Annotated in this window: 19 protein-coding genes; 7 read left to right on the top strand and 12 right to left on the bottom strand. The window is 61.7% G+C overall.

Annotated elements, in window-relative coordinates:
* The first annotated feature begins 63 nt into the window (after positions 1 to 63).
* From ADU59_RS17105 to ADU59_RS17095, 3 genes are all read left to right on the top strand, one after another.
* The gene (locus tag ADU59_RS17105; protein ID WP_068955345.1) at positions 64 to 1,455 is read left to right on the top strand and encodes a sigma-54-dependent transcriptional regulator; all 1,392 of its coding nucleotides are present in this window, start codon (positions 64 to 66) and stop codon (positions 1,453 to 1,455) included.
* Positions 1,448 to 3,445, top strand: coding sequence for a sensor histidine kinase (locus tag ADU59_RS17100; RefSeq protein WP_068955344.1), 1,998 nt, complete (start codon positions 1,448 to 1,450; stop codon positions 3,443 to 3,445). Before ADU59_RS17105 ends, ADU59_RS17100 begins: the two co-directional genes overlap by 8 nt.
* A 243-nt stretch (positions 3,446 to 3,688) precedes the next feature.
* Positions 3,689 to 5,341 carry an OFA family MFS transporter gene (locus ADU59_RS17095; RefSeq protein ID WP_068955343.1) on the top strand — a complete coding sequence of 551 codons (1,653 nt, stop codon included), beginning with the start codon at positions 3,689 to 3,691 and terminating at the stop codon, positions 5,339 to 5,341.
* Between the two features lie 192 nt (positions 5,342 to 5,533).
* Here ADU59_RS17095 and ADU59_RS17090 read toward each other — a convergent pair whose 3' ends face one another.
* Positions 5,534 to 5,965, bottom strand: a complete 432-nt coding sequence (locus ADU59_RS17090) for an Lrp/AsnC family transcriptional regulator (RefSeq protein WP_068955342.1) — start codon at positions 5,963 to 5,965, stop codon at positions 5,534 to 5,536.
* A gap of 122 nt (positions 5,966 to 6,087) precedes the next feature.
* Here ADU59_RS17090 and ADU59_RS17085 point away from each other — a divergent pair, with 122 nt between their 5' ends.
* Entirely contained in the window at positions 6,088 to 7,191 is a 1,104-nt protein-coding gene (locus tag ADU59_RS17085) for a saccharopine dehydrogenase family protein (protein ID WP_068955341.1), read from the top strand.
* Between the two features lie 67 nt (positions 7,192 to 7,258).
* On the opposite strand, the gene ADU59_RS17080 is transcribed toward ADU59_RS17085, so the two are convergent.
* From ADU59_RS17080 to ADU59_RS17040, 9 genes are all read right to left on the bottom strand, one after another.
* Positions 7,259 to 7,513 (bottom strand): hypothetical protein, encoded by a 255-nt coding sequence (locus ADU59_RS17080; RefSeq protein WP_139093186.1) that lies wholly within the window; start codon positions 7,511 to 7,513, stop codon positions 7,259 to 7,261.
* 153 nt (positions 7,514 to 7,666) lie between these two features.
* Positions 7,667 to 9,094 (bottom strand): mannose-1-phosphate guanylyltransferase/mannose-6-phosphate isomerase, encoded by a 1,428-nt coding sequence (locus ADU59_RS17075; RefSeq protein ID WP_068955433.1) that lies wholly within the window; start codon positions 9,092 to 9,094, stop codon positions 7,667 to 7,669.
* A 286-nt stretch (positions 9,095 to 9,380) separates the two neighbouring features.
* Positions 9,381 to 9,785, bottom strand: coding sequence for a F0F1 ATP synthase subunit epsilon (locus ADU59_RS17070; protein ID WP_068955432.1), 405 nt, complete (start codon positions 9,783 to 9,785; stop codon positions 9,381 to 9,383).
* A gap of 131 nt (positions 9,786 to 9,916) precedes the next feature.
* Entirely contained in the window at positions 9,917 to 11,479 is a 1,563-nt protein-coding gene (atpD, locus tag ADU59_RS17065) for a F0F1 ATP synthase subunit beta (RefSeq protein ID WP_068955339.1), read from the bottom strand.
* Between the two features lie 24 nt (positions 11,480 to 11,503).
* Positions 11,504 to 12,388 carry a F0F1 ATP synthase subunit gamma gene (locus ADU59_RS17060; protein WP_068955338.1) on the bottom strand — a complete coding sequence of 295 codons (885 nt, stop codon included), beginning with the start codon at positions 12,386 to 12,388 and terminating at the stop codon, positions 11,504 to 11,506.
* Between the two features lie 27 nt (positions 12,389 to 12,415).
* On the bottom strand, positions 12,416 to 13,945 hold the full coding sequence (gene atpA, locus ADU59_RS17055) for a F0F1 ATP synthase subunit alpha (RefSeq protein ID WP_068955337.1): 1,530 nt from the start codon (positions 13,943 to 13,945) through the stop codon (positions 12,416 to 12,418).
* Entirely contained in the window at positions 13,945 to 14,511 is a 567-nt protein-coding gene (locus ADU59_RS17050; RefSeq protein ID WP_068955336.1) for a F0F1 ATP synthase subunit delta, read from the bottom strand. The genes atpA and ADU59_RS17050 overlap by 1 nt, the downstream gene beginning before the upstream one ends.
* A gap of 262 nt (positions 14,512 to 14,773) precedes the next feature.
* Positions 14,774 to 15,160, bottom strand: coding sequence for an AGROH133_08824 family phage infection protein (locus ADU59_RS17045; RefSeq protein WP_068955335.1), 387 nt, complete (start codon positions 15,158 to 15,160; stop codon positions 14,774 to 14,776).
* 254 nt (positions 15,161 to 15,414) lie between these two features.
* Entirely contained in the window at positions 15,415 to 17,619 is a 2,205-nt protein-coding gene (locus ADU59_RS17040) for a primosomal protein N' (RefSeq protein ID WP_068955334.1), read from the bottom strand.
* A gap of 82 nt (positions 17,620 to 17,701) precedes the next feature.
* Between ADU59_RS17040 and fsa the strand changes: the two genes are divergently transcribed.
* Positions 17,702 to 18,355 carry a fructose-6-phosphate aldolase gene (fsa, locus tag ADU59_RS17035; RefSeq protein ID WP_068955333.1) on the top strand — a complete coding sequence of 218 codons (654 nt, stop codon included), beginning with the start codon at positions 17,702 to 17,704 and terminating at the stop codon, positions 18,353 to 18,355.
* A gap of 60 nt (positions 18,356 to 18,415) precedes the next feature.
* On the opposite strand, the gene ADU59_RS17030 is transcribed toward fsa, so the two are convergent.
* Both ADU59_RS17030 and ADU59_RS17025 read right to left on the bottom strand, forming a co-directional pair.
* Entirely contained in the window at positions 18,416 to 19,549 is a 1,134-nt protein-coding gene (locus ADU59_RS17030) for an AAA family ATPase (protein WP_068955332.1), read from the bottom strand.
* Between the two features lie 9 nt (positions 19,550 to 19,558).
* A complete protein-coding gene (locus ADU59_RS17025; protein WP_068955331.1) occupies positions 19,559 to 20,485 on the bottom strand; it encodes a GNAT family N-acetyltransferase in 927 nt (308 codons plus the stop codon).
* Between the two features lie 128 nt (positions 20,486 to 20,613).
* Between ADU59_RS17025 and ADU59_RS17020 the strand changes: the two genes are divergently transcribed.
* Positions 20,614 to 21,555: a tyrosine recombinase XerC gene (locus tag ADU59_RS17020; RefSeq protein WP_068955330.1), complete on the top strand. Its 942-nt coding sequence runs from the start codon at positions 20,614 to 20,616 to the stop codon at positions 21,553 to 21,555.
* Positions 21,556 to 21,625: 70 nt separating this feature from the next.
* A complete protein-coding gene (locus tag ADU59_RS17015) occupies positions 21,626 to 22,684 on the top strand; it encodes a TraB/GumN family protein (RefSeq protein ID WP_068955431.1) in 1,059 nt (352 codons plus the stop codon).
* Positions 22,685 to 22,783: the final 99 nt, after the last annotated feature.

Genomic DNA, 22,783 nt, shown 5'->3' with positions numbered 1-22,783 from the left:
AACGGCCTTTGTACCTGCCCGTTAGCCTTGCTATGGTTGGCAGGTCAAAAGAGGGAGAGACTTTTGCAGGGAGACGCAGCGCGAAAAACGTCCGTGCCGGAGCGCGATCCGGAATTCGGTCCGTGGCTGGCGCAGGCGTCCATCCTGATCGTCGATGACGAGCCGGGCATGCGCAATTTTCTCGTGCGCACGCTTGGCCCGCGCTGCAGCCACATCGAGGAGGCGGCCGATACCGACGAGGCCTCGCGCAAGCTCGATGCCCATCATTTCGACGTGGTCATCCTCGACAATATCATGCCCGGCAAGAACGGTGTCGACTGGCTGGCCGAGCAGCGGGCCATCGGCTTCTTTGCCGAGGCGATCCTGATCACCGCCTTTGCCGATCTCGAAACCGCCATCCAGGCGCTGCGCGCCGGCGCCGTCGATTTCGTGCTGAAACCCTTCCGCTCCAACCAGATCCTCAATTCCGTCGCCCGCTGCCTCGACCGCATGCGGCTGCAGCGCGAGAATTTCGTGCTGCGCTACGAGCTGAAGGCAACCTCCGATCACATCCTTTTGCGCGACCGGCTGATCGGCGCATCCCGGGTCATCGGCGAGGTCCGCGATACGATCGCTCGGGTGGCGCCGCTGCCGACCTCAGTGCTTCTGACCGGCGAATCCGGCACCGGCAAGGAAGTGGCGGCCCGCTCGCTGCACACGCTGTCCGACCGGGCGGAAAAGCCCTTCGTGCCGGTCAATTGCGCCGCCATTCCGCCGGATATGATCGAGACGGAACTGTTCGGCCATATCAAGGGCGCCTTCACCGGCGCTGAAAACGGCCGTGAGGGCCTGTTCACCCATGCGCAGGGCGGCACGCTGTTTCTCGACGAAATCGGCGAAATGCCGCTTGCCACCCAGAGCAAGCTGCTGCGGGTGATCGAGGATCGTCGCGTCCGGCCGGTCGGCTCGGAGCGCGAAGTGCCCGTCGATCTGCGCTTCGTCTTTGCCACCAATGCCGACCTGCAGAAGGAGGTCGAGAAAGGGCGCTTCCGCGCCGACTTGTTCTACCGCATCAATGTCATGCAGATCCATCTGCCGCCGCTGCGCGACCGGGGCAACGACGTGCAGGAACTGGCCGATCTGTTCATGCAGAAGCTGTCGCAGCAGCTCGGCATGCCGAAGGTTGCGATCGATGCACCCGTGCGGGCGGCATTGGCGCGCTACGCCTGGCCCGGCAATGTGCGCGAACTGCGCAACCTGATCGAACGCTCGCTGATCCTCGGCAAGTTTCCGGACGATTTCCGCGGGCAGCGCGGCCCGCAAGCCAGTCTCGCCGGGGAGACGCTGGATGATGTCGAGCGGCGCCATATCCTGGCGGTGCTGGAGGAGGCCGGCGGCAACCGCGACGAGGCGGCAAGGCGCCTTGGCATTTCACGCAAGACCATCGACCGCAAATGCGCCGTCTGGAATGGCTGAAGCAGGCCACGCCGGCGCACCGACGCGCCCTGCCCGCTCCATCCGCTTCCGGCTGCTGGCCATCGCGCTGCTGCCGACGCTGGTCATCCTGCCGCTGCTTCTCGGCATTGCCATTGCCCGCTGGAATACCAAGTTCGACGCGCTGCTGATCACCAAGGTCAATGGCGACCTGACCATCGCCCATCAATATCTCTCGCGCATTCTGGAAAACACCGGCGAACATATCCAGGCTTTGGCGGTATCCGCCGCGTTTCGCGATGCCGCAGGCTCGTCAGACGCGATCAAGCTGCCGGCATTGCTGGAAAAAAGCCGCCAGACGCTTGATCTCGATTTCCTCATGCTCATCGATGGCAACGGGCAATCTGCGGATGCGGGCAATGCCTGGCCGGTGGTGGCATCGGCGCTTGACGGCACGCCTTCGACGGCGATCGACATTTTCTCCAATGAACAACTGGCTGCGATTTCGCAGGCACTGGCCAACCGTGCCCGCATCGATCTGGTCGAAACGGCCAATGCCGTCCCGACGGACCGCAAAAGCGAGACCCGCGGCATGGTCGTGCATTCGGCAAGCCCGGTCACGCTGGCGGATGGCCGCAAAGCCGCGCTCGTCGGCGGCATCCTGCTCAACCAGAACCTCGTCTTCATCGACACGATCAACGATCTTGTCTATCGTGATGCGAGCCTGCCGGAAGGCAGCAAGGGCACGGCGACGCTGTTTCTCGATGATGTGCGCATCAGCACCAATGTGCGCCTGTTCGAGGATCTGCGCGCCCTGGGGACACGGGTCTCCGGCGCGGTGCGGGCGGCAGTGCTGGGGGACGGCCAGACCTGGCTCGACAGCGCCTTCGTCGTCAATGACTGGTACATCTCGGCCTACGAACCGATCGTCGACAGCTTCGGCAAGCGGGTCGGCATGCTCTATGTCGGCTTTCTGGAAACGCCCTTCCGGCAAGCGAAATATGCGACGCTGCTCACCATCGTGCTCGCCTTTCTGATCGTCACGGCGATCAGCGTACCCGTCTTCCTGCGCTGGGCGCGGGCGATCTTCAAGCCGCTGGAACGCATGAGCGACACCATCGCCAAAGTCGAAGGCGGCAATATGGGCGCGCGCACGGAACTGAAAACCGCGAGCGACGAGATCGGCCGCGTGGCGCTGCATCTCGACGGGCTCCTCGACCAGTTGCAACAGCGCGACCGGGAGCTGCGGCGGTGGAACGAGGAACTGAACGACCGCGTCGCCGAACGGACGAGCGAACTGGAACTTGCCAACCGCCAGATCGAAGCGACGACGAAGCAGCTGATCATGTCGGAAAAACTGGCGGCGATCGGCGAGATCACCGCCGGCGTGGCGCATGAGATCAACAACCCGATCGCCGTCATTCAGGGCAATCTCGATGTGGTGCGCAGCGTGCTCGGCGCCCAGGCCGACGAGGCAAAGGTCGAGTTCCGGCTGATCGACGAGCAGATCCACCGCATCAGCCAGATCGTTACCAAGCTGCTGCAATTTGCCAAGCCGGAGGAATATGCCGGCTATGTCGAGCGGCATGCCCCGGCCGAGGTGGTCTCCGACTGCCTGCCGCTGGTGCAGCATCTGCTGCACAAGGCCGAAATCAAGCTTATCCGTACCGATAGCGCCACGCGGCTGGTGCTGATGAATCGGACGGAGTTGCAGCAGGTGGCGGTCAACCTGATCGTCAATGCCATTCATGCCATGCCGCGCGGCGGAACACTGTCGATCGGCACGCAGGATCAGGACTTCGAAGGCAAGCCGGGTGTTGCGCTTGATATCGCCGATACCGGTGTCGGGATGACGGCTGAGCTGATCGGCAAGATCTTCGACCCGTTCTTCACCACCAAGCGGCAGGAAGGAACCGGCCTCGGCCTGTCGATCAGCCAGCGGCTCATCGCCCGCCAGGGCGGCGGCATCGTCGTGGAAAGCCAGCCCGGGCGGGGAACGACCTTTTCCATCTGGCTGCCCGAAGCCAGCTGATCCGGACAAACTGTCCGCCATCCACCGGACATTTTGTCCCCTCGCTTCCCCACCCCGATCATAAGTCATTGAAATCCTGAATGGCCCGATTTGGCACGCCGATTGCTCTTCATATGTGTGGGCGACGGAGCCAGGCATCATGCGTTGAGGAGCGGGTGGCGCAGGGCAATCTCTGTCGAGCCCGGACATGGCAATCACTGGGGAACCGTCCGGCGGGGCTCGGGCGAATGGAGGAAAAAGACAATGGCAGCAGCAACGGACACCTATGCCGGCGGAGGCGCGGTCGGCCTTCTCGACCGGGAACGCATCATCGCCAAACCGGGCTTCAACCGCTGGCTCGTGCCACCGGCAGCGCTGGCCATCCATCTCTGTATCGGCATGGCCTATGGCTTCAGCGTCTTCTGGCTGCCGCTGTCCAAATCGATCGGCATCAGCGCCGCCACCACCTGCGCCGACCTGACGCTCGGTTCCGCGCTCTTCACCACCAGCTGCGACTGGCGCGTCAGCGATCTCGGCTGGATCTACACCCTGTTCTTCGTGCTGCTCGGCTCGTCCGCCGCCATCTGGGGTGGCTGGCTGGAGCGCTCCGGTCCGCGCAAGGCCGGCTTCGTCTCGGCTTGCTGCTGGTGCGGCGGCATCCTCGTTGCGGCGCTCGGTGTCTATACCCATCAGCTCTGGCTGATGTGGCTGGGTGCCGGTGTGATCGGCGGCATCGGCCTGGGTCTCGGCTATATCTCGCCGGTCTCGACGCTGATCAAATGGTTCCCCGATCGGCGCGGCATGGCCACCGGCATGGCGATCATGGGCTTTGGCGGCGGCGCGATGATCGGTGCACCTTTGGCCAACCTGCTGATGACCTATTTCCGCACCGACACCTCGGTCGGCGTCTGGCAGACCTTCGTCGTCATGGCGCTCGTCTATTTCGTCTTCATGATGGGTGGCGCCTTCGGCTACCGCATCCCGCCGGCTGGCTGGCGCCCGGAAGGCTGGACACCGCCTGCCGCCAAAAGCGCGATGATCACCACCCGGCATGTGCATCTGCGCGATGCCCACAAGACCCGGCAATTCTGGCTGATCTGGGCCGTGCTCTGCCTCAACGTCTCGGCCGGTATCGGCGTTCTCGGCATGGCCTCGCCGATGCTGCAGGAAATCTTTGCCGGCTCCCTGATCGGCCAGCCAGGCGTTGCCTTCGTCGACATGAACCCGCAACAGCTGGCAGCCATTGCCGCCATCGCCGCCGGTTTCGCCGGCCTCCTGTCGCTGTTCAATATCGGCGGCCGCTTCTTCTGGGCCTCGCTGTCGGACAAGATCGGCCGCAAGAACACCTATTTCTGCTTCTTCACGCTCGGCATCGTCCTCTATGCCCTTGCCCCCTGGGCAGCAGGCATCCAGAGCAAGATCCTGTTCGTCGGCATGTTCTGCATCATCCTGTCGATGTATGGCGGCGGCTTCGCCACCATTCCCGCCTATCTCGCCGATATCTTCGGCACGCAGTTCGTCGGTGCCATCCATGGCCGGCTGCTGACTGCCTGGGCGACCGCGGGCATCATTGGGCCTGTCGTGGTGAACTATATCCGCGAAGCCCAGATCGCCGCCGGCGTGCCGCGTGATCAGGTCTATAACTTCACCATGTACATCCTCGCCGGCATGCTGGTGCTGGGCCTCCTGGCCAACGCGCTCGTCCGGCCGCTGGCCGACAAGTGGTTCATGAAGGACGAGGAGGTGGCAGCCCTGCAGGCGAAGACGGCAGCCGCCAATGCCGGCCCGAGCGGCTCCTTCGGCATCGGCCGGGGTGGTTTCGACAGCAAGGCGCTGATCGCCTGGGCGCTGGTCGGCATCCCGCTGCTCTGGGGCGTCTGGAATACATTGAAGGCGACCTTCGCCCTCTTTGGGTAAACCGGGTGTGATCTGCCCCTCATCCGGCCTATCGGCCACCTTCTCCCCGTAAAACGGGGAGAAGGACAAGCGGCAAACCCCGTAAATCCCCTCTCCCCGCCTGCGGGGAGAGGGTGAGGGGCAAGCTCCACACGATATCGCGGCGAATCGACAATACCCCGCATACCCACAGCAAGCAGACTTTGAGCATCGTCAGCGCTGGATCCGCGTCGATAGAATGATCGACGACAGCGTCTTTTCCACCCCATCGATCTCGCCGATCCGGTCGATCACCAGATCCAGCTCGCTGATCGATGCGGCGGCAACAATGGCGATCAGGTCGAAACTGCCGCTGACCGAATGCAGGGTGCGCACGTCCTGGATATCGTGCAGATCCTGCGTCACCCGTCCGAGCGCCTTCGCGGCCAGCGTGATCAGCACATGTGCCTTGACCAGCCCCTTCTCGAAATCGTCAGACAGCCGCACACCATAACCGGCGATGATGCCGTCACGCTCCAGCCGCTCGATCTTCGCCTGTACGGTGGTGCGCGACAGCCCAAGCTTGCGCGCGAGCAACGCAGTCGGCATGCGGGCATTCTCGCTGAGAATAGATAGAAGCTGCCGGTCTTTGTCTGCCAACGTCATTATGACTATCCTCATCGGCATTATGCCGAATATTCAGCGGCAATTTTATCAGATCGGCGCTTCATATCAACCATCGAAAGACCGACAATTCCCCCACAGCAGATTCATTCGGGGGACCCAATATGAAAAACGTCGTCGTCATCGGAGCCGGCAAGATCGGCTCGACCATCGCCCGGCTTCTCGCCCATTCCGGCGATTATCAGGTCACCCTTGCCGATCGCAGCACCGAACAGCTTGCCCTGATCGAAAAGCACGAGGCCATCTCGGTCGCGGAGATCGACATTTCCGACGCAGCCGCCATGGTCGGCCTGCTCACCGGCAAGTTCGCCGTTCTCAGCGCCGCCCCTTATCACCTGACGATCGCCATCGCCGAAGCCGCCTCCAGGGCCGGCGTCCACTATCTCGACCTCACCGAGGACGTCGAATCCACCCGGCGGGTGAAGGCGATTGCCGAGACTGCCAACACCGCCTTCATCCCGCAATGCGGCCTGGCGCCCGGCTTCATCTCCATCGTCGCCAACGATCTTAGCCGCCGCTTCGATACGCTCGACAGCGTTCGCATGCGCGTCGGCGCCCTGCCGCAGTACCCATCGAATGCTCTCAACTATAACCTGACCTGGAGCACCGACGGCGTCATCAACGAATATATCGAGCCCTGCGAGGCGATCGTCGAAGGCCATCTGATCGAGGTGCCGGCTCTGGAGGAACGCGAAGAGTTCTCGCTCGACGGCGTCACCTATGAGGCCTTCAATACATCGGGCGGCCTCGGCACACTCTGCGAAACGCTGAAGGGCAAGGTCCGCACGCTGAACTACCGCACCATCCGCTATCCCGGCCATGCCGCGATCATGAAGGCGCTGTTGAACGATCTCGGCCTGCGCCACCGCCGCGAGGTGCTGAAGGACATCTTCGAGAACGCCCTGCCCTCGACCCTGCAGGACGTCGTCATCATCTTCGTCACGGTATCCGGCCGCAAGGAAGGCCGCCTGGTGCAGGAAACCTACGCCAACAAGGTCTATAGCGCCGTCGTTGCCGGTCGCATGATGAGCGCCATCCAGATCACCACGGCCTCCAGCATCTGCGCCGTGCTCGACATGCTGGCCAAGGGCGAACTGCCGGCCAAGGGCTTCATTCGCCAGGAAGAAATCGGCCTTGACGCCTTCCTCAAGAGCCGCTTCGGCCACCACTACGAACAGAGAGCCTACGCGGACAAAATGGCAAGCTGACCTGCGGGGATAAGAAGACCATGGACCGCGACGCCCGGGATTGAAAAATCCCGGGCGTTTTGTTGTTTCAACCGTTAACGGCAAACGCGATCGCGACGATGTTGACCACCGCGCAAATTGTGAAAATGAAACATGCGACGAGAAGCAGGCGAATATGCAGCCTTCCCAAGCGACTGGTCATATATCCGTATACCGCTTCATCGACCCATCGGCCGTCGGAATCTCCAAAGGAAAAGGCCCGTTTTCTGAATTGGCTTAAACTCGGGGCCAGATAAGCATAGACGAACAGCGGCGGCACGAAGAGCCCCAGAACGATAGCCATTCCCAAAAGCGCATAACCAGTTATCGGCAACATGAGATGACCTGAAGCGGTGATGAGATTTCATTTCAGTACGACAGGCGGTTTATCTCTAAAGGTACTCTGCATATCCGTCGTACTCAATGGACCTCTCATCACCGGTCGTCCAAATGAAGACTACGTCCGCCCGAACTCGTCATCCAGCCGGATGATATCGTCATCCTCGAGATACGACCCCGTCTGCACCTCGATCAGCTCCAGCGCGATCTTGCCCGGATTTGTCAGCCGGTGCACGACGCCCTGCGGGATATAGACGGACTCGTTTTCATGTAAGAGCCGCGTCTCGCCATCGATGGTGATCTCCGCCGTGCCGCGCACGACGATCCAGTGCTCGGAGCGATGGTGATGCTTCTGCAGCGAGATCTTGCGGCCGGGGGTGACATGCAGACGCTTCACCTCGAACCGCTCGCCGCTCAGCACCGACGCAACCGCGCCCCAGGGGCGGTAGGAGGTCGGATGGGTTTCCGTCAGGCCTCTGGTCTTTGCCGAAAGCGCCAGCTGCTTGACAATGTCTCCGACATTCTGGCTATCCTCCAGCCGCCCGACATAGACGGCGTCCTCGCTGGCGATGACGGCGATATCGTCCAACCCCTGGACGGCAATATGGATATCGCGCGACAGCACAAGCGAATTGCGCGTGTCGTTGACGGTCGCCTTCTGGCCGACGACATTGCCCGCCCCATCCTTTTCGCCGATCGCCCAGACGCTATCCCAGCTGCCAAGATCGGACCAGCTGAAGGATGAGGGAACCACGGCCGCATGCGGCGTATTTTCGAACACGGCATAATCGACCGAGATATTCGGCGCCTGCGCAAACGCTGCCTCATCGAGGCGATCGAAATCGAGATCGCGCTGAACGCCCTGGATGGCCCGCTGCGCCGCATCATAGACAGCCGGCGCATAACGCAGGATTTCCGCCAGGAACTGCCCGACCGGCAGCATGAACATGCCGGAATTCCACAGATAGCGACCGCTCTCCAGCAGCTCCTCGGCGCGCTCCCGATCCGGCTTCTCGACGAAACGCGCGACGGTTTTTGCCCCCGATGCGAGATCGTCACCCATTTCGATATAGCCGTAGCCGGTCGCAGGCTCCGTCGGCTTGATGCCGAACGTCACCAGCTTTCCCGCCTTGGCGGTCTCGCGGGCAATGCGGATGCAATCGAAATAGTGCGCCCCGGCATCGATCTCATGATCGGAGGCCAGCACCTGCATGATCGCCTCGTCGCCATGTTCGCGCAGCACCACGAAAGCTGCGGCAGCAAGCGCCGGTGCCGTGTTGCGCGCCACGGGCTCCAGCAGGATGCTCGACAGCGGCGCTTCCAGCGCCCGCGCCTGCTCGGCAACGATGAAGCGGAATTCCGTATTGGTGACGATGACGGCTGGCGTATACCGGTCCTGATCGGAAACGCGCTCCAGGGTCTTCTGGAACAGCGACTGATCACCGAGAAACTGCAGGAACTGCTTGGGCGCCGCCGAGCGCGACAGCGGCCAAAGCCGCGTTCCCTTGCCGCCGGCCATGATGACCGGCACGATCTTGGAAGACATGCGCATCCTCTTATCTCTTGTCGGACCACCGGTCCGAAAATTTCAAAATTGTCTGCGACGGGCGCAGCCTAGCGAAAAACGAGGGTATGTAAAATCATTTTGCAGATGCGAAAATTTATAAAATCAAAGCGTTAGAGTATCAGTTCCAAGGCAGGGGAAACAATTCCGGCCTGCACAAGGGCGCAAAACACCCGATAACCGGCACTCTAGCCCCGGCCGGCCACAAGGGGGAAGACAATAAAAAACCCGCCGAAGCGGGTTTCGAAAATCGATCCGGAAGGCCGGATCAGAATGCGACGACGATGCCGTTCAGATGCGTCAGTTCCGCCAGGAATTGCTCCAGCCGGCTCTTGTGCTCGTCGCTATGGGCGCCTTCAAGCTCGGTCTTGGCCGCGTCGATACGCTTCTGGACGGCGGCCGGATCCATCTCGTCAGCCGGGATTGCGGATTCGGCAAGCAACGTGCAGCCGGTCGGCAGGATATCGGCAAAACCGCCGAAGACGACATAACGGCTGACCTTGCCGTCGGCAGCCTTGACGGTCACGACGCCCGGCTTGATCGTCGTCATCGTCGGCGCATGATTGGCCATGACGGTCATCTCGCCATCCGTTGCCGGAATGACGACTTCGCTGACGCGCTCGGAAAGCAACAGGCGTTCCGGAGAGACGAGTTCGAAATTGAAATCAGCCATGATCATTCGCTTCTTTTCGAGCTACCGGCTCAGACCCGCCGGCAGAGAATTCCGTTCGGTACGCCGGGGCGCAAGCCCGCGCAGCGATTGACGACCGGGGCGTCCACAAGAGGCGCCCCGGTCAAAATTCATCAAGCCGCTTCAGCAGCCAGACGCTTGGCCTTTTCGATCGCTTCCTCGATGGAGCCGACCATGTAGAAGGCGGCTTCCGGAAGGTGATCGTAATCGCCGTTGACCAGGCCCTTGAAGCCCTTGATCGTGTCTTCGAGAGCAACCAGCTTGCCCGGCGAACCGGTGAAGACTTCGGCAACGAAGAACGGCTGCGACAGGAAGCGCTCGATCTTGCGGGCGCGGGCAACGGCCAGCTTGTCTTCTTCAGACAGTTCGTCCATGCCCAGGATGGCGATGATGTCCTGGAGCGACTTGTAGCGCTGCAGGGTCGTCTGCACCTTGCGGGAGATCTCGTAATGCTCTTCGCCGACAACCATCGGGTCGAGCATGCGCGAGGTCGAGTCGAGCGGGTCAACGGCCGGGTAGATACCCTTTTCGGCGATCGAGCGCGACAGAACCGTCGTTGCGTCCAGGTGGGCGAACGAAGTTGCCGGCGCCGGGTCGGTCAAGTCGTCGGCCGGAACGTAGATGGCCTGAACCGAGGTGATCGAGCCCTTGGTCGTCGTGGTGATGCGTTCCTGCATCTGGCCCATGTCGGTGGCGAGCGTCGGCTGATAACCAACAGCCGAAGGAATACGGCCGAGAAGAGCCGACACTTCGGAACCTGCCTGGGTGAAGCGGAAGATGTTGTCCACGAAGAACAGAACGTCCTGACCTTCGTCACGGAACTGTTCAGCGATCGTCAGACCGGTCAGGGCGACGCGAGCGCGGGCGCCCGGCGGTTCGTTCATCTGGCCGTATACGAGGGCTGCCTTGGAGCCTTCGCCGCCGCCGTGCTTGTTCACGCCGGATTCGATCATTTCGTGGTAAAGGTCGTTGCCTTCGCGGGTCCGTTCACCCACGCCTGCGAACACCGAGTAACCACCGTGCGCCTTGGCGACGTTGTTGATCAGTTCCATGATCAGAACCGTCTTGCCGACGCCGGCGCCGCCGAACAGGCCGATCTTGCCGCCCTTGGCGTAAGGTGCGAGCAGGTCGACGACCTTGATGCCGGTGACGAGGATCTGTGCTTCGGTCGACTGCTCGACGTAGCTCGGTGCTTCCTGATGGATCGAGCGCTTGCCCGAGGTGATCAGCGGACCGGCTTCGTCAACCGGCTCGCCGATGACGTTCATGATGCGGCCGAGCGTTTCCAGACCGACCGGAACGGTGATCGGAGCGCCCGTGTCGGTGACCGGCTGACCGCGAACCAGACCTTCGGTCGAGTCCATGGCGATCGTGCGAACGGCGTTTTCACCGAGGTGCTGGGCAACTTCGAGAACCAGACGGTTGCCGTTGTTGTCCGTTTCCAGAGCGTTGAGGATCAGCGGCAGCTGGCCTTCTTCGAATGTCACGTCGACGACGGCGCCGATGACCTGGGTCACGCGGCCGACTGCGCCGGTTGCCGTGACGGCCACCTTGGCTGCCGGTGCCTTCTTCGCCGCAACGGTCTTCGCTGCTGCTGCCGGCTTTTCCGCTGCTGCCTTCACTGCTGCCGGCTTCTTCGCCGCTGCTGTTGTACTGGGGGTAGCTGCCTTAGCCATAATCCTTACCCTCTTTCCGTAACCTTAGAGCGCTTCCGCGCCCGAAATGATTTCAATGAGTTCCTTGGTGATCTGAGCCTGACGCTGACGGTTGTAGGACAGCGTCAGCTTGTTGATCATTTCACCGGCATTGCGCGTGGCGTTGTCCATCGCGCTCATCTTGGCACCCATTTCACCCGCAACATTTTCGAGCAGAGCTCGGAAAACCTGCACCGAAATGTTGCGCGGGATGAGATCGCTGAGGATCTCGCCCGCATCTGGCTCGTATTCATAGATCGCAGCGGCCGAAACTTCGTCCGACTTGGCAACGGCAGGAGCCGCAGCCGGGATCAACTGAAGCGCTGTCGGAACCTGCGAAATGACCGATTTGAACTCCGAATAGAACAGAGTGCAGACGTCGAATTCGCCCTTTTCGAACAGGCCGATGACCTTCTTGCCGATCTGATCCGCGTTTTCGAACCCGACCCGCTTGACTTCGCGCAGATCGATACGATCGACGATCAGCGAAGCGAATTCGCGGCGAAGGATGTCGAAACCCTTCTTGCCGACGCAGATGATCTTCACCGTCTTGCCTTCGGCAAGCAGCTTGCGCACATGATCGCGGGCAAAGCGGGCGATCTGGCTGTTGAAGCCGCCGCAAAGGCCGCGTTCCGCCGTGCAGACCACCAGCAGATGCGTCTGGTCGCGGCCATTGCCCGTCATCAGGCGCGGAGCGCTATCGTCCGTGCCCACAGCTTCTGCGATGTTCGCAAGAACGATCGCCATCCGCTGCGAGTAAGGCCGGGCAGCCTCGGCCGCCTCCTGCGCACGCCGAAGCTTCGCCGCGGCGACCATTTTCATCGCCTTGGTGATCTTCTGCGTCGCCTTGACGGAGGCGATCCTGTTTTTCAGATCCTTAAGTGAAGGCATCCGTTGTCCGTCCTAACTGGTACCCGATCAGGCGAAGGATTTCGCAAACGTGTCAATGGCAGCCTTGAGCTTACCCTTGACGTCGTCGCTGATTGCCTTGTCCTTGCGGATAGCCTCAAGAATGTCCTTGCCTTCGGAACGCATGTACGACAGCAGACCCTGCTCGAACGCGCCAACCTGGTTGACGGCGATCTTGTCGAGGTAACCGTTCACGCCGGCGAAGATGACTGCGACCTGTTCTTCCGTCTTCAGCGGCGAGAACTGCGGCTGCTTCAGAAGTTCGGTCAGGCGTGCGCCGCGGTTCAAGAGGCGCTGCGTCGCAGCGTCAAGGTCCGAACCGAACTGGGCGAACGCCGCCATTTCGCGATACTGGGCAAGCTCGCCCTTGATCGAGCCGGCAACCTGCTTCATCGCCTTGACCTGAGCGGCCGAACCGACGCGGGAAACCGACAGACCGACGTTCACCGCCGGACGGATGCCCTGGTAGAACAAGTCGGTTTCAAGGAAGATCTGGCCGTCGGTGATCGAGATCACGTTGGTCGGGATGAACGCCGAAACGTCGTTGCCCTGGGTTTCGATAACCGGCAGAGCGGTCAGCGAGCCAGCGCCGTTGGCGTCGGAAAGCTTTGCAGCGCGCTCGAGAAGACGCGAATGCAGGTAGAAAACGTCGCCCGGATAGGCTTCGCGGCCCGGCGGGCGGCGCAGCAGAAGCGACATCTGGCGATAGGATACGGCCTGCTTGGACAGATCGTCATAGCCGATCAGCGCGTGCATGCCGTTGTCGCGGAAATATTCGCCCATGGCGCAACCGGCGAACGGCGCGAGATACTGCATCGGAGCCGGATCGGACGCTGTTGCCGCAATGATGATCGAGTACTTCAGGGCGCCGCGCTCTTCGAGCACCTTGACGAACTGGGCAACCGTCGAACGCTTCTGGCCGATAGCGACATAGACGCAATACAGCTTTTCGGCATCCGGGCCATTGTCGTGAATGGCCTTCTGGTTGAGGATCGTGTCGAGAATGATGGCGGTCTTGCCGGTCTGGCGGTCGCCGATGACGAGCTCGCGCTGGCCGCGACCAACCGGGATCAGGGCATCGATGGCCTTGAGGCCGGTCGACATCGGCTCATGAACCGACTTGCGCGGGATGATGCCCGGAGCCTTGACGTCAACGCGCGAGCGCTGCCTGGCATTGATCGGCCCCTTGCCGTCGATCGGATTGCCGAGCGCGTCAACGACGCGGCCGAGCAGTTCCGGACCAACCGGAACGTCCACGATAGAACCGGTCCGCTTGACGGTGTCGCCTTCCTTGATGCCACGGTCGGCACCGAAGATAACCACACCGACATTGTCGGCTTCAAGGTTCAGCGCCATGCCGCGAATTCCACCCGGGAATTCGACCATCTCACCAGCCTGAACATTGTCCAGACCGTAGACGCGGGCAATACCGTCACCGACGGACAGAACCTGACCGACTTCGGAGACTTCCGCCTCCTGGCCGAAGTTTTTGATTTGATCTTTAAGAATTGCGGAAATTTCCGCGGCGCGGATATCCATCAGCCGACCTCTTTCAGTGCAAGCTTAAGGCTAGAAAGCTTTGTGCGAAGGGAAGTGTCAATCTGGCGGGACCCGACCTTGACGATCAGACCACCGAGAAGAGAGGGTTCAACCGTGACGTTGAGCGTCACGTCTTTGCCGGTGACGCCCTTGAGCGCCGCCTTCAATTCAGTCTGCTGCGCTGCCGAAAGCGCATGCGCCGAAGTCACCTCAGCGGAAACTTCGCCACGATGACGGGCTGCGGTTTCGCGATAAGACTTGACGATGCCGGGCACCGCAAACAGGCGGCGATTGCGTGCAACCACCTTCAGGAAATTGCCGACCAGACCTGTGATACCGGCCTTGGCGATAATCGCCGAAATGGCCTTGAACTGGTCGTCGGCAGAAAAGATCGGGCTGACGATGAGGCGCTTCAGATCGGCGCTTTCGTTGATCAGCGACTGGAACTTGTCCAGATCAGACCCAACGCTCTCCACCGATCCTGCTTCCAGCGCGAGATCGAAAAGCGAAGACGCGTATCTTTCTGCAACACCGGAAATAAGCTGGGATGTGTCTGCCACGGGCACAAGCTTCTCTCATTTTAATCCAAGGGCGATGTCTGCGGAGATCCGTAAACCCAACACCTTGAATTTGTTGCTATATTTTAAAGGATATACAGGCCGGGCGGCCTGTTTCCCCCACAAGTCGCGGTTCGTCTAGCATAGGATATCTGGACTCGCAACACGCGAACGGCACGAATGCGCGATAACTCTGCATCTTCGGCCAAATTTTGACAAAAATGGGGTATGAGCTGGCGAGGTCCACACTGCATGGACCTGCCGGCCGGCTTCAAACGAAACCGAACACATAGGCCAGAGGCAGAGCCGACAGCACCATCTGGACGACCAGAAAGAGCCAGTTCACAACCGTATTGCCGCGATCCGACAGCATCGACAGGATACGGCCAAAAGCCGCAAGCGCAAAGGCGGCCCCGAGCGCCAGATAGACCATCGGCTGGGCAAGAAGCAGCGCAGCGATGCCAAGCCCCAGATGAAAGCCGCCCATCGTCGAGCGCGCCTCGGCATAACCGCCGCGCCGGCCTTCGCGGAGATCGATCCCGAGCGCGCGAAAGGCGATGCCCGGCGCAAAGAGAAAAACAAGGCCGAGCAGCGACGTCGCAACTGCCGCGCAGAACGCCAGGAACTCTCCCGTTTCCGTCGGAATGTAGAATTCCATCTTATCCTCTTGACCCAAAGCCGTTGTTGCAACGAGGCAGCATTAACCCAGCGCAACGAAAAAGGGAATCGGGTGACGGCAGTAATCAGGCCAAGTGGGAATCACCATCTCAATATCGGATGCGGTAACCCGGCCCCTCACCCTCTCCCCGCAAGCAGGGAGAGAGGACAACAGAGTTTGCCGCGGGTCCTTCTCCCTGTGCACGGGGAGAAGGTGGCCGACAGGCCGGATGAGGGGCGAAGCCGGATACATCCTCACAAAAAACTCTGCGGATCGATGTCCAGCTGGACGCTGACCGAGCCACGCATCTTCGGTCCGTTGGCCATCATCGTTTTCACGAATGCCTGCATGTCGCTGTTGCGGCGGCCGTGCACCAGCAGCCGGAAGCGATGGCGGCCGCGGATGAGCGCCAGCGGTGCTTCGGCCGGACCGAGAATGCCGATACCGCTGACCTTTGGGGCGGCCTGGCGCAGGCCTCTTGCATGCCCCTCGGCGTCGGCGCGCGTATCGGCCGAAACGATTACAGACGCCAGCCGGCCGAACGGCGGCAGCAGCGCTTTCTCCCGCTCGTTGATCTCGCGCTCGTAAAACGCCTGCGAATCGCCGGAAACGATTGCCTGCATCACCGGGTGCTGCGGCTGATAGGTCTGCAGCAGGCCAAGCGACTTCAAGCCCGTTCGCCCTGCTCGGCCGGTCACCTGGCTCAGCAACTGGAATGTCCGCTCGGCGGCGCGCGGATCGCCATTGGCAAGGCCGATGTCGGCATCGACGATACCGACGAAGGTCATCATCGGAAAATTGTGCCCCTTGGCGACCAGCTGCGTGCCGACGACGATATCCGCCTCGCCCCTGGCGATGGCCTCCAGCTCCAGCCGCAGCCGCTTGACGCCCATCAGGTCGGAGGACAGCACGATGGTGCGCGCATCGGGAAAATGCCGGTCGACCTCCTCGGCGATGCGCTCGACGCCGGGACCGCAGGCAACCAGATGGTCGAACGTGCCGCATTCCGGGCAGCTTTCCGGTGTGCGTTCGGCATAGCCGCAGTGATGGCACTGGATCTGGCCGCGAAAGCGGTGTTCGACCAGCCAGCTCGAACAATCCGGGCACTGGAAGCGATGGCCGCAGACGCGGCACAGCGTCAGCGGCGCATAGCCCCGCCGGTTGAGAAACAGCAGCGCCTGTTCGCCGCGCTCCACTGCCTTGCCGATATGGCGCAGCAGCACCGGCGACAGGAAACCACCGCGTTCCGGCGGATGCCTGCGCATATCGACGAGACCGAGATCAGGGAGCGCGGCGTCGCCAAACCGCGTCGGCAGGTGGATCGGCTTGTAGCGGCCGAGATCGCCGTTGACCCGGCTTTCGACCGATGGCGTCGCCGAAACCAGCACCACCGGGAATTCGCCGATACGGGCGCGCACCACCGCCATGTCGCGTGCATTATAGAAGACACGGTCTTCCTGCTTGTAGGCCGGGTCGTGCTCCTCATCGACAATGATCAGGCCAAGATTCTCGAACGGCAGGAACAGGGCCGAGCGGGCCCCGGCAACCACCCGCACGCCGCCCTCCGTCACCTGCCGCCAGACCTTTTCGCGGGTTCGCGGCGCGAGGTCGGAATGCCATTCGGCCGGCTTGGACCCGAAGCGATCCTGGAAGCGCTCGAGAAAACTCGCCGTCAGCGCGATTTCCGGCAGAAGGATCAGCACCTGCCGGCCGGCCTTCAGGGTCGCCGCGATCGCCTCGAAATAGACCTCGGTCTTGCCGGAGCCGGTGATACCGTCGATCAGCGAGACGGAAAAGCCGCCGACATCGACGCTGTCGAGCAGATCCTGTGCCGCCTGCTTCTGCGGCCCTTCGAGACGATGCTCGGCATAATCCGGATCGGGCAGCGCCACCACCGGTGGCGGCGGCATGAAGATGGTTTCAAAGACGCCCTGCACCGCCAGTCCGTCGATCACGCTCGACGAGGTGCCCGCCGCATGCGCCAGTCCGGACCGTGTCCAGGCAAAGCCATTGTCGGCCGCCGCGATGACCCGTTGACGCGCAGGGGTCATCCGCTCGGGCCGCGTATCGGTCAGCCGCAGGCCCTCGATCATCGGTTCGGGATCGAAAGCGGCCGGTGCGCGCAGCGCCATGCGGGCAACCAGACCCGGCGGCGAAACGGTGTAGGCGGCCACCCAATCGAGAAAGGTGCGCATGTCTTTCGACAAAGGCGGGCAATCGAAGGCGCGGGTGATGGCCTTGAGCTTCTTCGGATCGACGCTGCCATCGTCGGTGCCGTCCCAGACGACGCCCACGACCTGGCGCGGCCCGAGCGGCACCTGCACGATCGATCCGGGCTCGACAGCCATTCCCTCCGGCACCGCATAGGAGTATGCTTTCGGGGCGGGCATCGGCACCAGAACGGGCACGACGCGGCGGGCGAACAGGTCGTCAAACAAATCGGTCGAATCTTCAGTCATCGGCCGTGACCTTGCCTCCGGATTGCGTTAAAGAAAACCCCGAAACAACACAGCAGCCCGCGCATCCCAAGGGAGATTACCCATGAAGTTTTTTGTCGATACAGCCGATGTGAACGAAATCCGTGCGTTGAACGACCTCGGTCTCGTCGACGGCGTGACGACCAACCCTTCGCTGATCCTCAAGTCCGGCCGTAACATCGTCGAAGTCACCAAGGAAATCTGCGGCATCGTCGATGGCCCGGTTTCCGCCGAAGTGGCTGCCACCGATTACGAGACGATCATGAAGGAGGCGGCTGTCATTTCGAAGATCGCCGACAATATCTGCATCAAGCTGCCGCTGACACTCGACGGCCTCAAGGCCTGCAAGAACCTGTCGTCCGACGGCCACCAGACCAACGTGACGCTGTGCTTCTCGGCCAACCAGGCCCTGCTCGCCGCCAAGGCCGGCGCCACTTTCGTTTCGCCCTTCGTCGGCCGTCTCGATGACATCGCCTTCGATGGCATGGACCTGATCCGCGAAATCCGCCAGATCTTCGACAATTACGGCTACGAGACCGAAATCCTCGCCGCCTCGATCCGCACGGTCAACCACGTCAAGGAAGCAGCCCTGATCGGGGCCGACGTCATCACCGCACCGCCGGCAACCCTGAAGGCACTCGTCAAGCACCCGCTGACTGACGCCGGCCTCGCGACCTTCCTCGCCGACTGGGCCAAGACCGGCCAGAAGATCGCCTGATATATTTCGTATATCGAATGAACAAGAAGCCCCGCGAGATGATCGCGGGGCTTTTTCTTTTTAATCCTCATCCTCATCCATCATCCCCGTCAGCCGCATCCCCTCGATCCATGTCGCCCCGTCATTGCGGATCACCCGTTTCGGGCGCGTACCACAGCGCTTCTGAATTTCCGCCGCCAGGAGTTCCGAATGGGTGACGATCCAGATCTGGCTGTCGGCGGAGGCACTGGCAATCATCGCGGCAAGGGCCGGTAGCATGTCGGGATGCAGGCTTGTTTCCGGCTCGTTGAGGGCGATGAAACGCGGCGTGCGGTAAGAGAGCAGCGCCCCGGCCAAGGCCAGAAACCGCATCTGGCCGTCGGACAGTTCGCGCGGCGAAAACCGGCGTTGCGGGAAATCCGGAAAGACCAGCGCGAATTCGGCGAATTCCTCCGGCTCGGGAACCGCCAGCCGGGCCCCGCCAAAGGCATCGGCAACGGCGCGGTCGAGATCGACCGTATCCTGGCGAGTGTGAAACAGCGTCGCGAAGACGGCCGCGAGGTTGGAGCCGTCCTCGTCCAGCAACGGCGCGGTGACGGCGAGGCACGGTGTCCGCAGCGGCGAATCGCGGTCGGTTCGAAACCCGTGGAAAAAGCGCCAGCCGTCGATGACGCGGCGAAACGCGCCGATCTCCGGATAGTGACCGGCATCCCCCAGAAGCGCGATGGCGGTCTCCGATGTCAGCGCCTGTTCCGGATATTCCTCCATCCGGCCGGCGGCGTTTCTGACGAAGATCCCCGGCCCGGCCCGCTTCATCACCGTCACCGGCCTGCCGGCATCGACCTTCAGTTCTTCTTCCTTCACCTGCGGTTCGAAAATGAAACCGGCAGCGGCTTTCGCCGGGCGCAATCCGGCCTCGACCCGGTAGTGGAAGCTGACTGCCCGCTCCTCGTCCAGCAATTCGACCTCGAGCTTGATGCGTACCGGATCGCCGCTTCGGCGTTTGCCGCTCCACAGCGCCGACGCCATGCCGCCTTCACGGGCGATCTCATGGGCAAGCCTGCCGCGAACGGCGGCCTGAACAAGCTGCAGGGCACGATAGAGATTGGATTTGCCGACGCCGTTTTCGCCGATGAACAGGTTCACCCCGGCCATATCCATCCGAATGGATTTCAGCGAGCGGTAATTGGCGGCAAACATCGAGCGAATCTGCATGATACAGATTTAGCCGATCATCTCCTTAAGCGAAACCGGATTGCGGAACGCCGCATCGCCATCACGCGCGAGATCATGGACAGTATGGCGCTCCAGCGCCCGCGTCACGTCCACCGGATCGCCGTCCAGCGCATCCGGCTGGATCAGATTGCCGATGGTGAAATCGAACATGTCGCCCTTCTTGTTGAGAAGCTCATGGAACACCGTCATGTCGCGCAGTTCCGTCGACCACTTGGCCAGCCAGTAGAACAGCCCGGAATTGCGCGCCGACATGTGAACCGGCAGGATCGGCAGATTGTATTTGCGGGCAAAGCTGACGGCCGAGGTCTTCCACGGACGCTCGTTGAGCTGCCCGTTTGCCCAATAGGCGATGCGGCCGGATGGAAAAAGGACAGTCGCCTTGCCCTCCGAGATGGCCCGGTTGGTGGTCTGCAGCGTTTCGCGCGCTTTCAGCTTGGTCTTGTGTTCGTCGCGCCACTCCACCGGAATGACCATCTCGGCAAAGCGCGGATTGACCCGGATGGCATCGCGATTGGCAAAGAACATCATGTCAGGACGGCAGTGTTTCAAAAGATCGAACACGGCGATGCCATCGGCAATGCCGGTCGGGTGGTTGCTCACCAGCAGAAAGCCGCCTTTTTCGGGAATGCGCTGCGGCTGGCGCACCCGGATATCCAGCGACAGGGTTTCGCTCAGATGCTCGAATGCCTGAAAGCCCGGCGCATTGGCAACGGCATCGGCAAACTCGATCGCCTTGCGGTAGTTCAGCAGCGTATAGAGAAACGGCCGCATCACCGGCCAGAGCGGATGCTTGACGATGCGCTGGCCGCGCTCGGCAATCAGCGTATCGACGATATGACCGGGCTGGCCGTGCGAAACCAGGGCGACCGTCTCTGCGAAATAGGTGAAACCGCTGACCGAATCCCGCCGTGCCATGGATTTTTCCGCTTTGCTTTGGCTGAGCTATCGCAGGTGAATATGATCCGAACATGACAAATTCCAAGGGCCGTTAGGAAAAACATAACGGGCTGACGCGCAGAGTCCCCGCGTGATTGTCGCGGAGTATGCCTGTGAACGAACTGTTGATCATTGGTCATCCGGAGCTGATGGCGGAGCGCCAGCGCTGGCTTGCGGGGCTGGGCGAAGAGCGGCGCCTGTCGGACAAGACCGTCGAGGCTTATGAGCGCGACACGCGGCAATTCCTGTATTTTCTCACCGGACATCTGAGCGGCCCGGCCCGGCTCAGCGACATCAGCGCGCTCCGGCCCGGCGACCTGCGCGGCTTTCTCGCCTCGCGCCGACGCGACGGTGCCGGTGCCAGAACACTCGGCCGCGGGCTTGCCGGCCTGCGCTCCTTTCTGCGGCATCTCGAAAAGAAGGGCCTTGCCAATGCGGCAGGCGCAGCCGCCGTGCGCTCGCCGAAACAGCTGAAATCCCTGCCCAAGCCGCTGACCGCAGTCGATGCTCTGATGGTCGTCACCAGCGAGGCGCAGCTTGCCGAGGAACCCTGGATCGCCACCCGCAATGCGGCGGTCTTGACCCTGCTCTACGGCTGCGGCCTGCGCATCTCCGAGGCGCTCGCCATGACGCCATCCGATTTCACCGGCGCGCCGACGGCACTGCGCATTGACGGCAAGGGCGGCAAGACCCGCATCGTGCCGCTGATTACAGCCGCGGTCGATGCGGTGCGCGCTTATGAAAAGCTCTGCCCCTATCATCTGGCGCCGGATGCGCCGCTGTTTCGCGGCGCCAAGGGCGGCAAGCTGCAACCGGCCATCATCCAGCGCGAAATGCAGAAGCTACGCGGTGCACTCGGCCTTCCCGATACCGCCACGCCGCATGCGCTGCGCCATTCCTTCGCCACCCATCTTCTGGCCGGCGGCGGCGACTTGCGCACCATCCAGGAACTGCTCGGCCATGCCAGCCTGTCGACCACGCAGGTCTATACCGGCGTCGATTCGGCAAGGCTCCTGGAAATCTACGATCGCGCCCACCCGCGCGCTTGAAGTCGGGCAAAGAACAACTCATAAGTGCATGCATCGTTTTCAGATCAAGTGCCTGTGGGTCAAATCCGTGATGCATCGCATTCCTTTCTTCGTCCATTTTTCCAGCCGCTGCCGATCTGCCGGCGCATTGCTTGCCAAGGCTTTCACCATCCTGGGTTTCCAGCTGGCACTGGCCGCCCCGGCAAACGCTGCCGAGCCGCCGGTCTGCACCGGCAAAAACCTGATGGCCGAAATGGAGCGCGACGATCCGCAAGCCTTGGCCGATCTGCGCAAACAGGCCGCGGAAACGCCGAACGGAAAAGGTATTTTCTGGAAGATCGACCGCGCGGGTGCAGAGCCGTCCTACCTGCTTGGCACCATGCATGTCACCGATCCGCGCGTTGTCGAAATGCCGGAGGAGGCATGGCTTCCCTTTGACGAGGCCGGGACCGTGGCTCTGGAGCTGGAAAGTCTCGAGCCGATGGATATCGGGCGTGCGCTGTTTGCCTATCCCGAACTGACGATGTTCACCGATGGCACCTCGATCCAAACCCTGCTCGATACCGATGAGGTCAGCCGGCTGGAAGTGGTGCTGAAGGCGCGTGGCATTCCCCTTTTCGCCGTCTCCAAAATGAAGCCGTGGATGCTGCTCATGCACATCAGCTCTCCTGCCTGCGAGAAAAGGCGGGCAGCGTCGGGATTGGCCCCTCTCGATCTCGCGTTGATCCGCGCCGCCCATGACGAGGGGAAAACGGTCATCGGGCTTGAGACCGCGCTTGAGCAGCTGGAATCCATCAATGCGGTCGATTCCGCGCCGCTGCTTCGCAGCCTCCTTCAGCAGATGGAGGCAGACGACAAGCTGGACGACATCTTTGCGACCATGACCGACATGTACCTCGATGGCGAGATCGGGCTGTTCATTCCCTTGAGCTACCATGTGCTCGGCACCACAGCAGCCCAAGATCCCAGCTATGAAGATTTCATGAAACACGCGATCACCGACCGCAATATCCGCATGGCAGAGCGCGCGGCCCCTCTCCTTAAAGACGGCAACGCTTTCATTGCGGTCGGCGCGATGCACCTGATCGGCGAGCAGGGACTGGTCGAGCTTTTCCGCAAACAGGGATATGCCGTCACCCGTCTGCATTGATTCCAGGCATCCGTTGTAAACAAGATTACCCGCTTCGTTAACGGATTGGGAAATCGGCGCCGGTATGGTTGCGGCAACGCCCGTGGAGAGCATGCCGAC

The sequence above is a fragment of the Pararhizobium polonicum genome (assembly GCF_001687365.1).
Taxonomy (GTDB): Bacteria; Pseudomonadota; Alphaproteobacteria; order Rhizobiales; family Rhizobiaceae; genus Pararhizobium; species Pararhizobium polonicum.
Note: the sequence above shows the minus strand (reverse complement) of the source record. Positions and strands in the feature narration are given on the sequence as shown.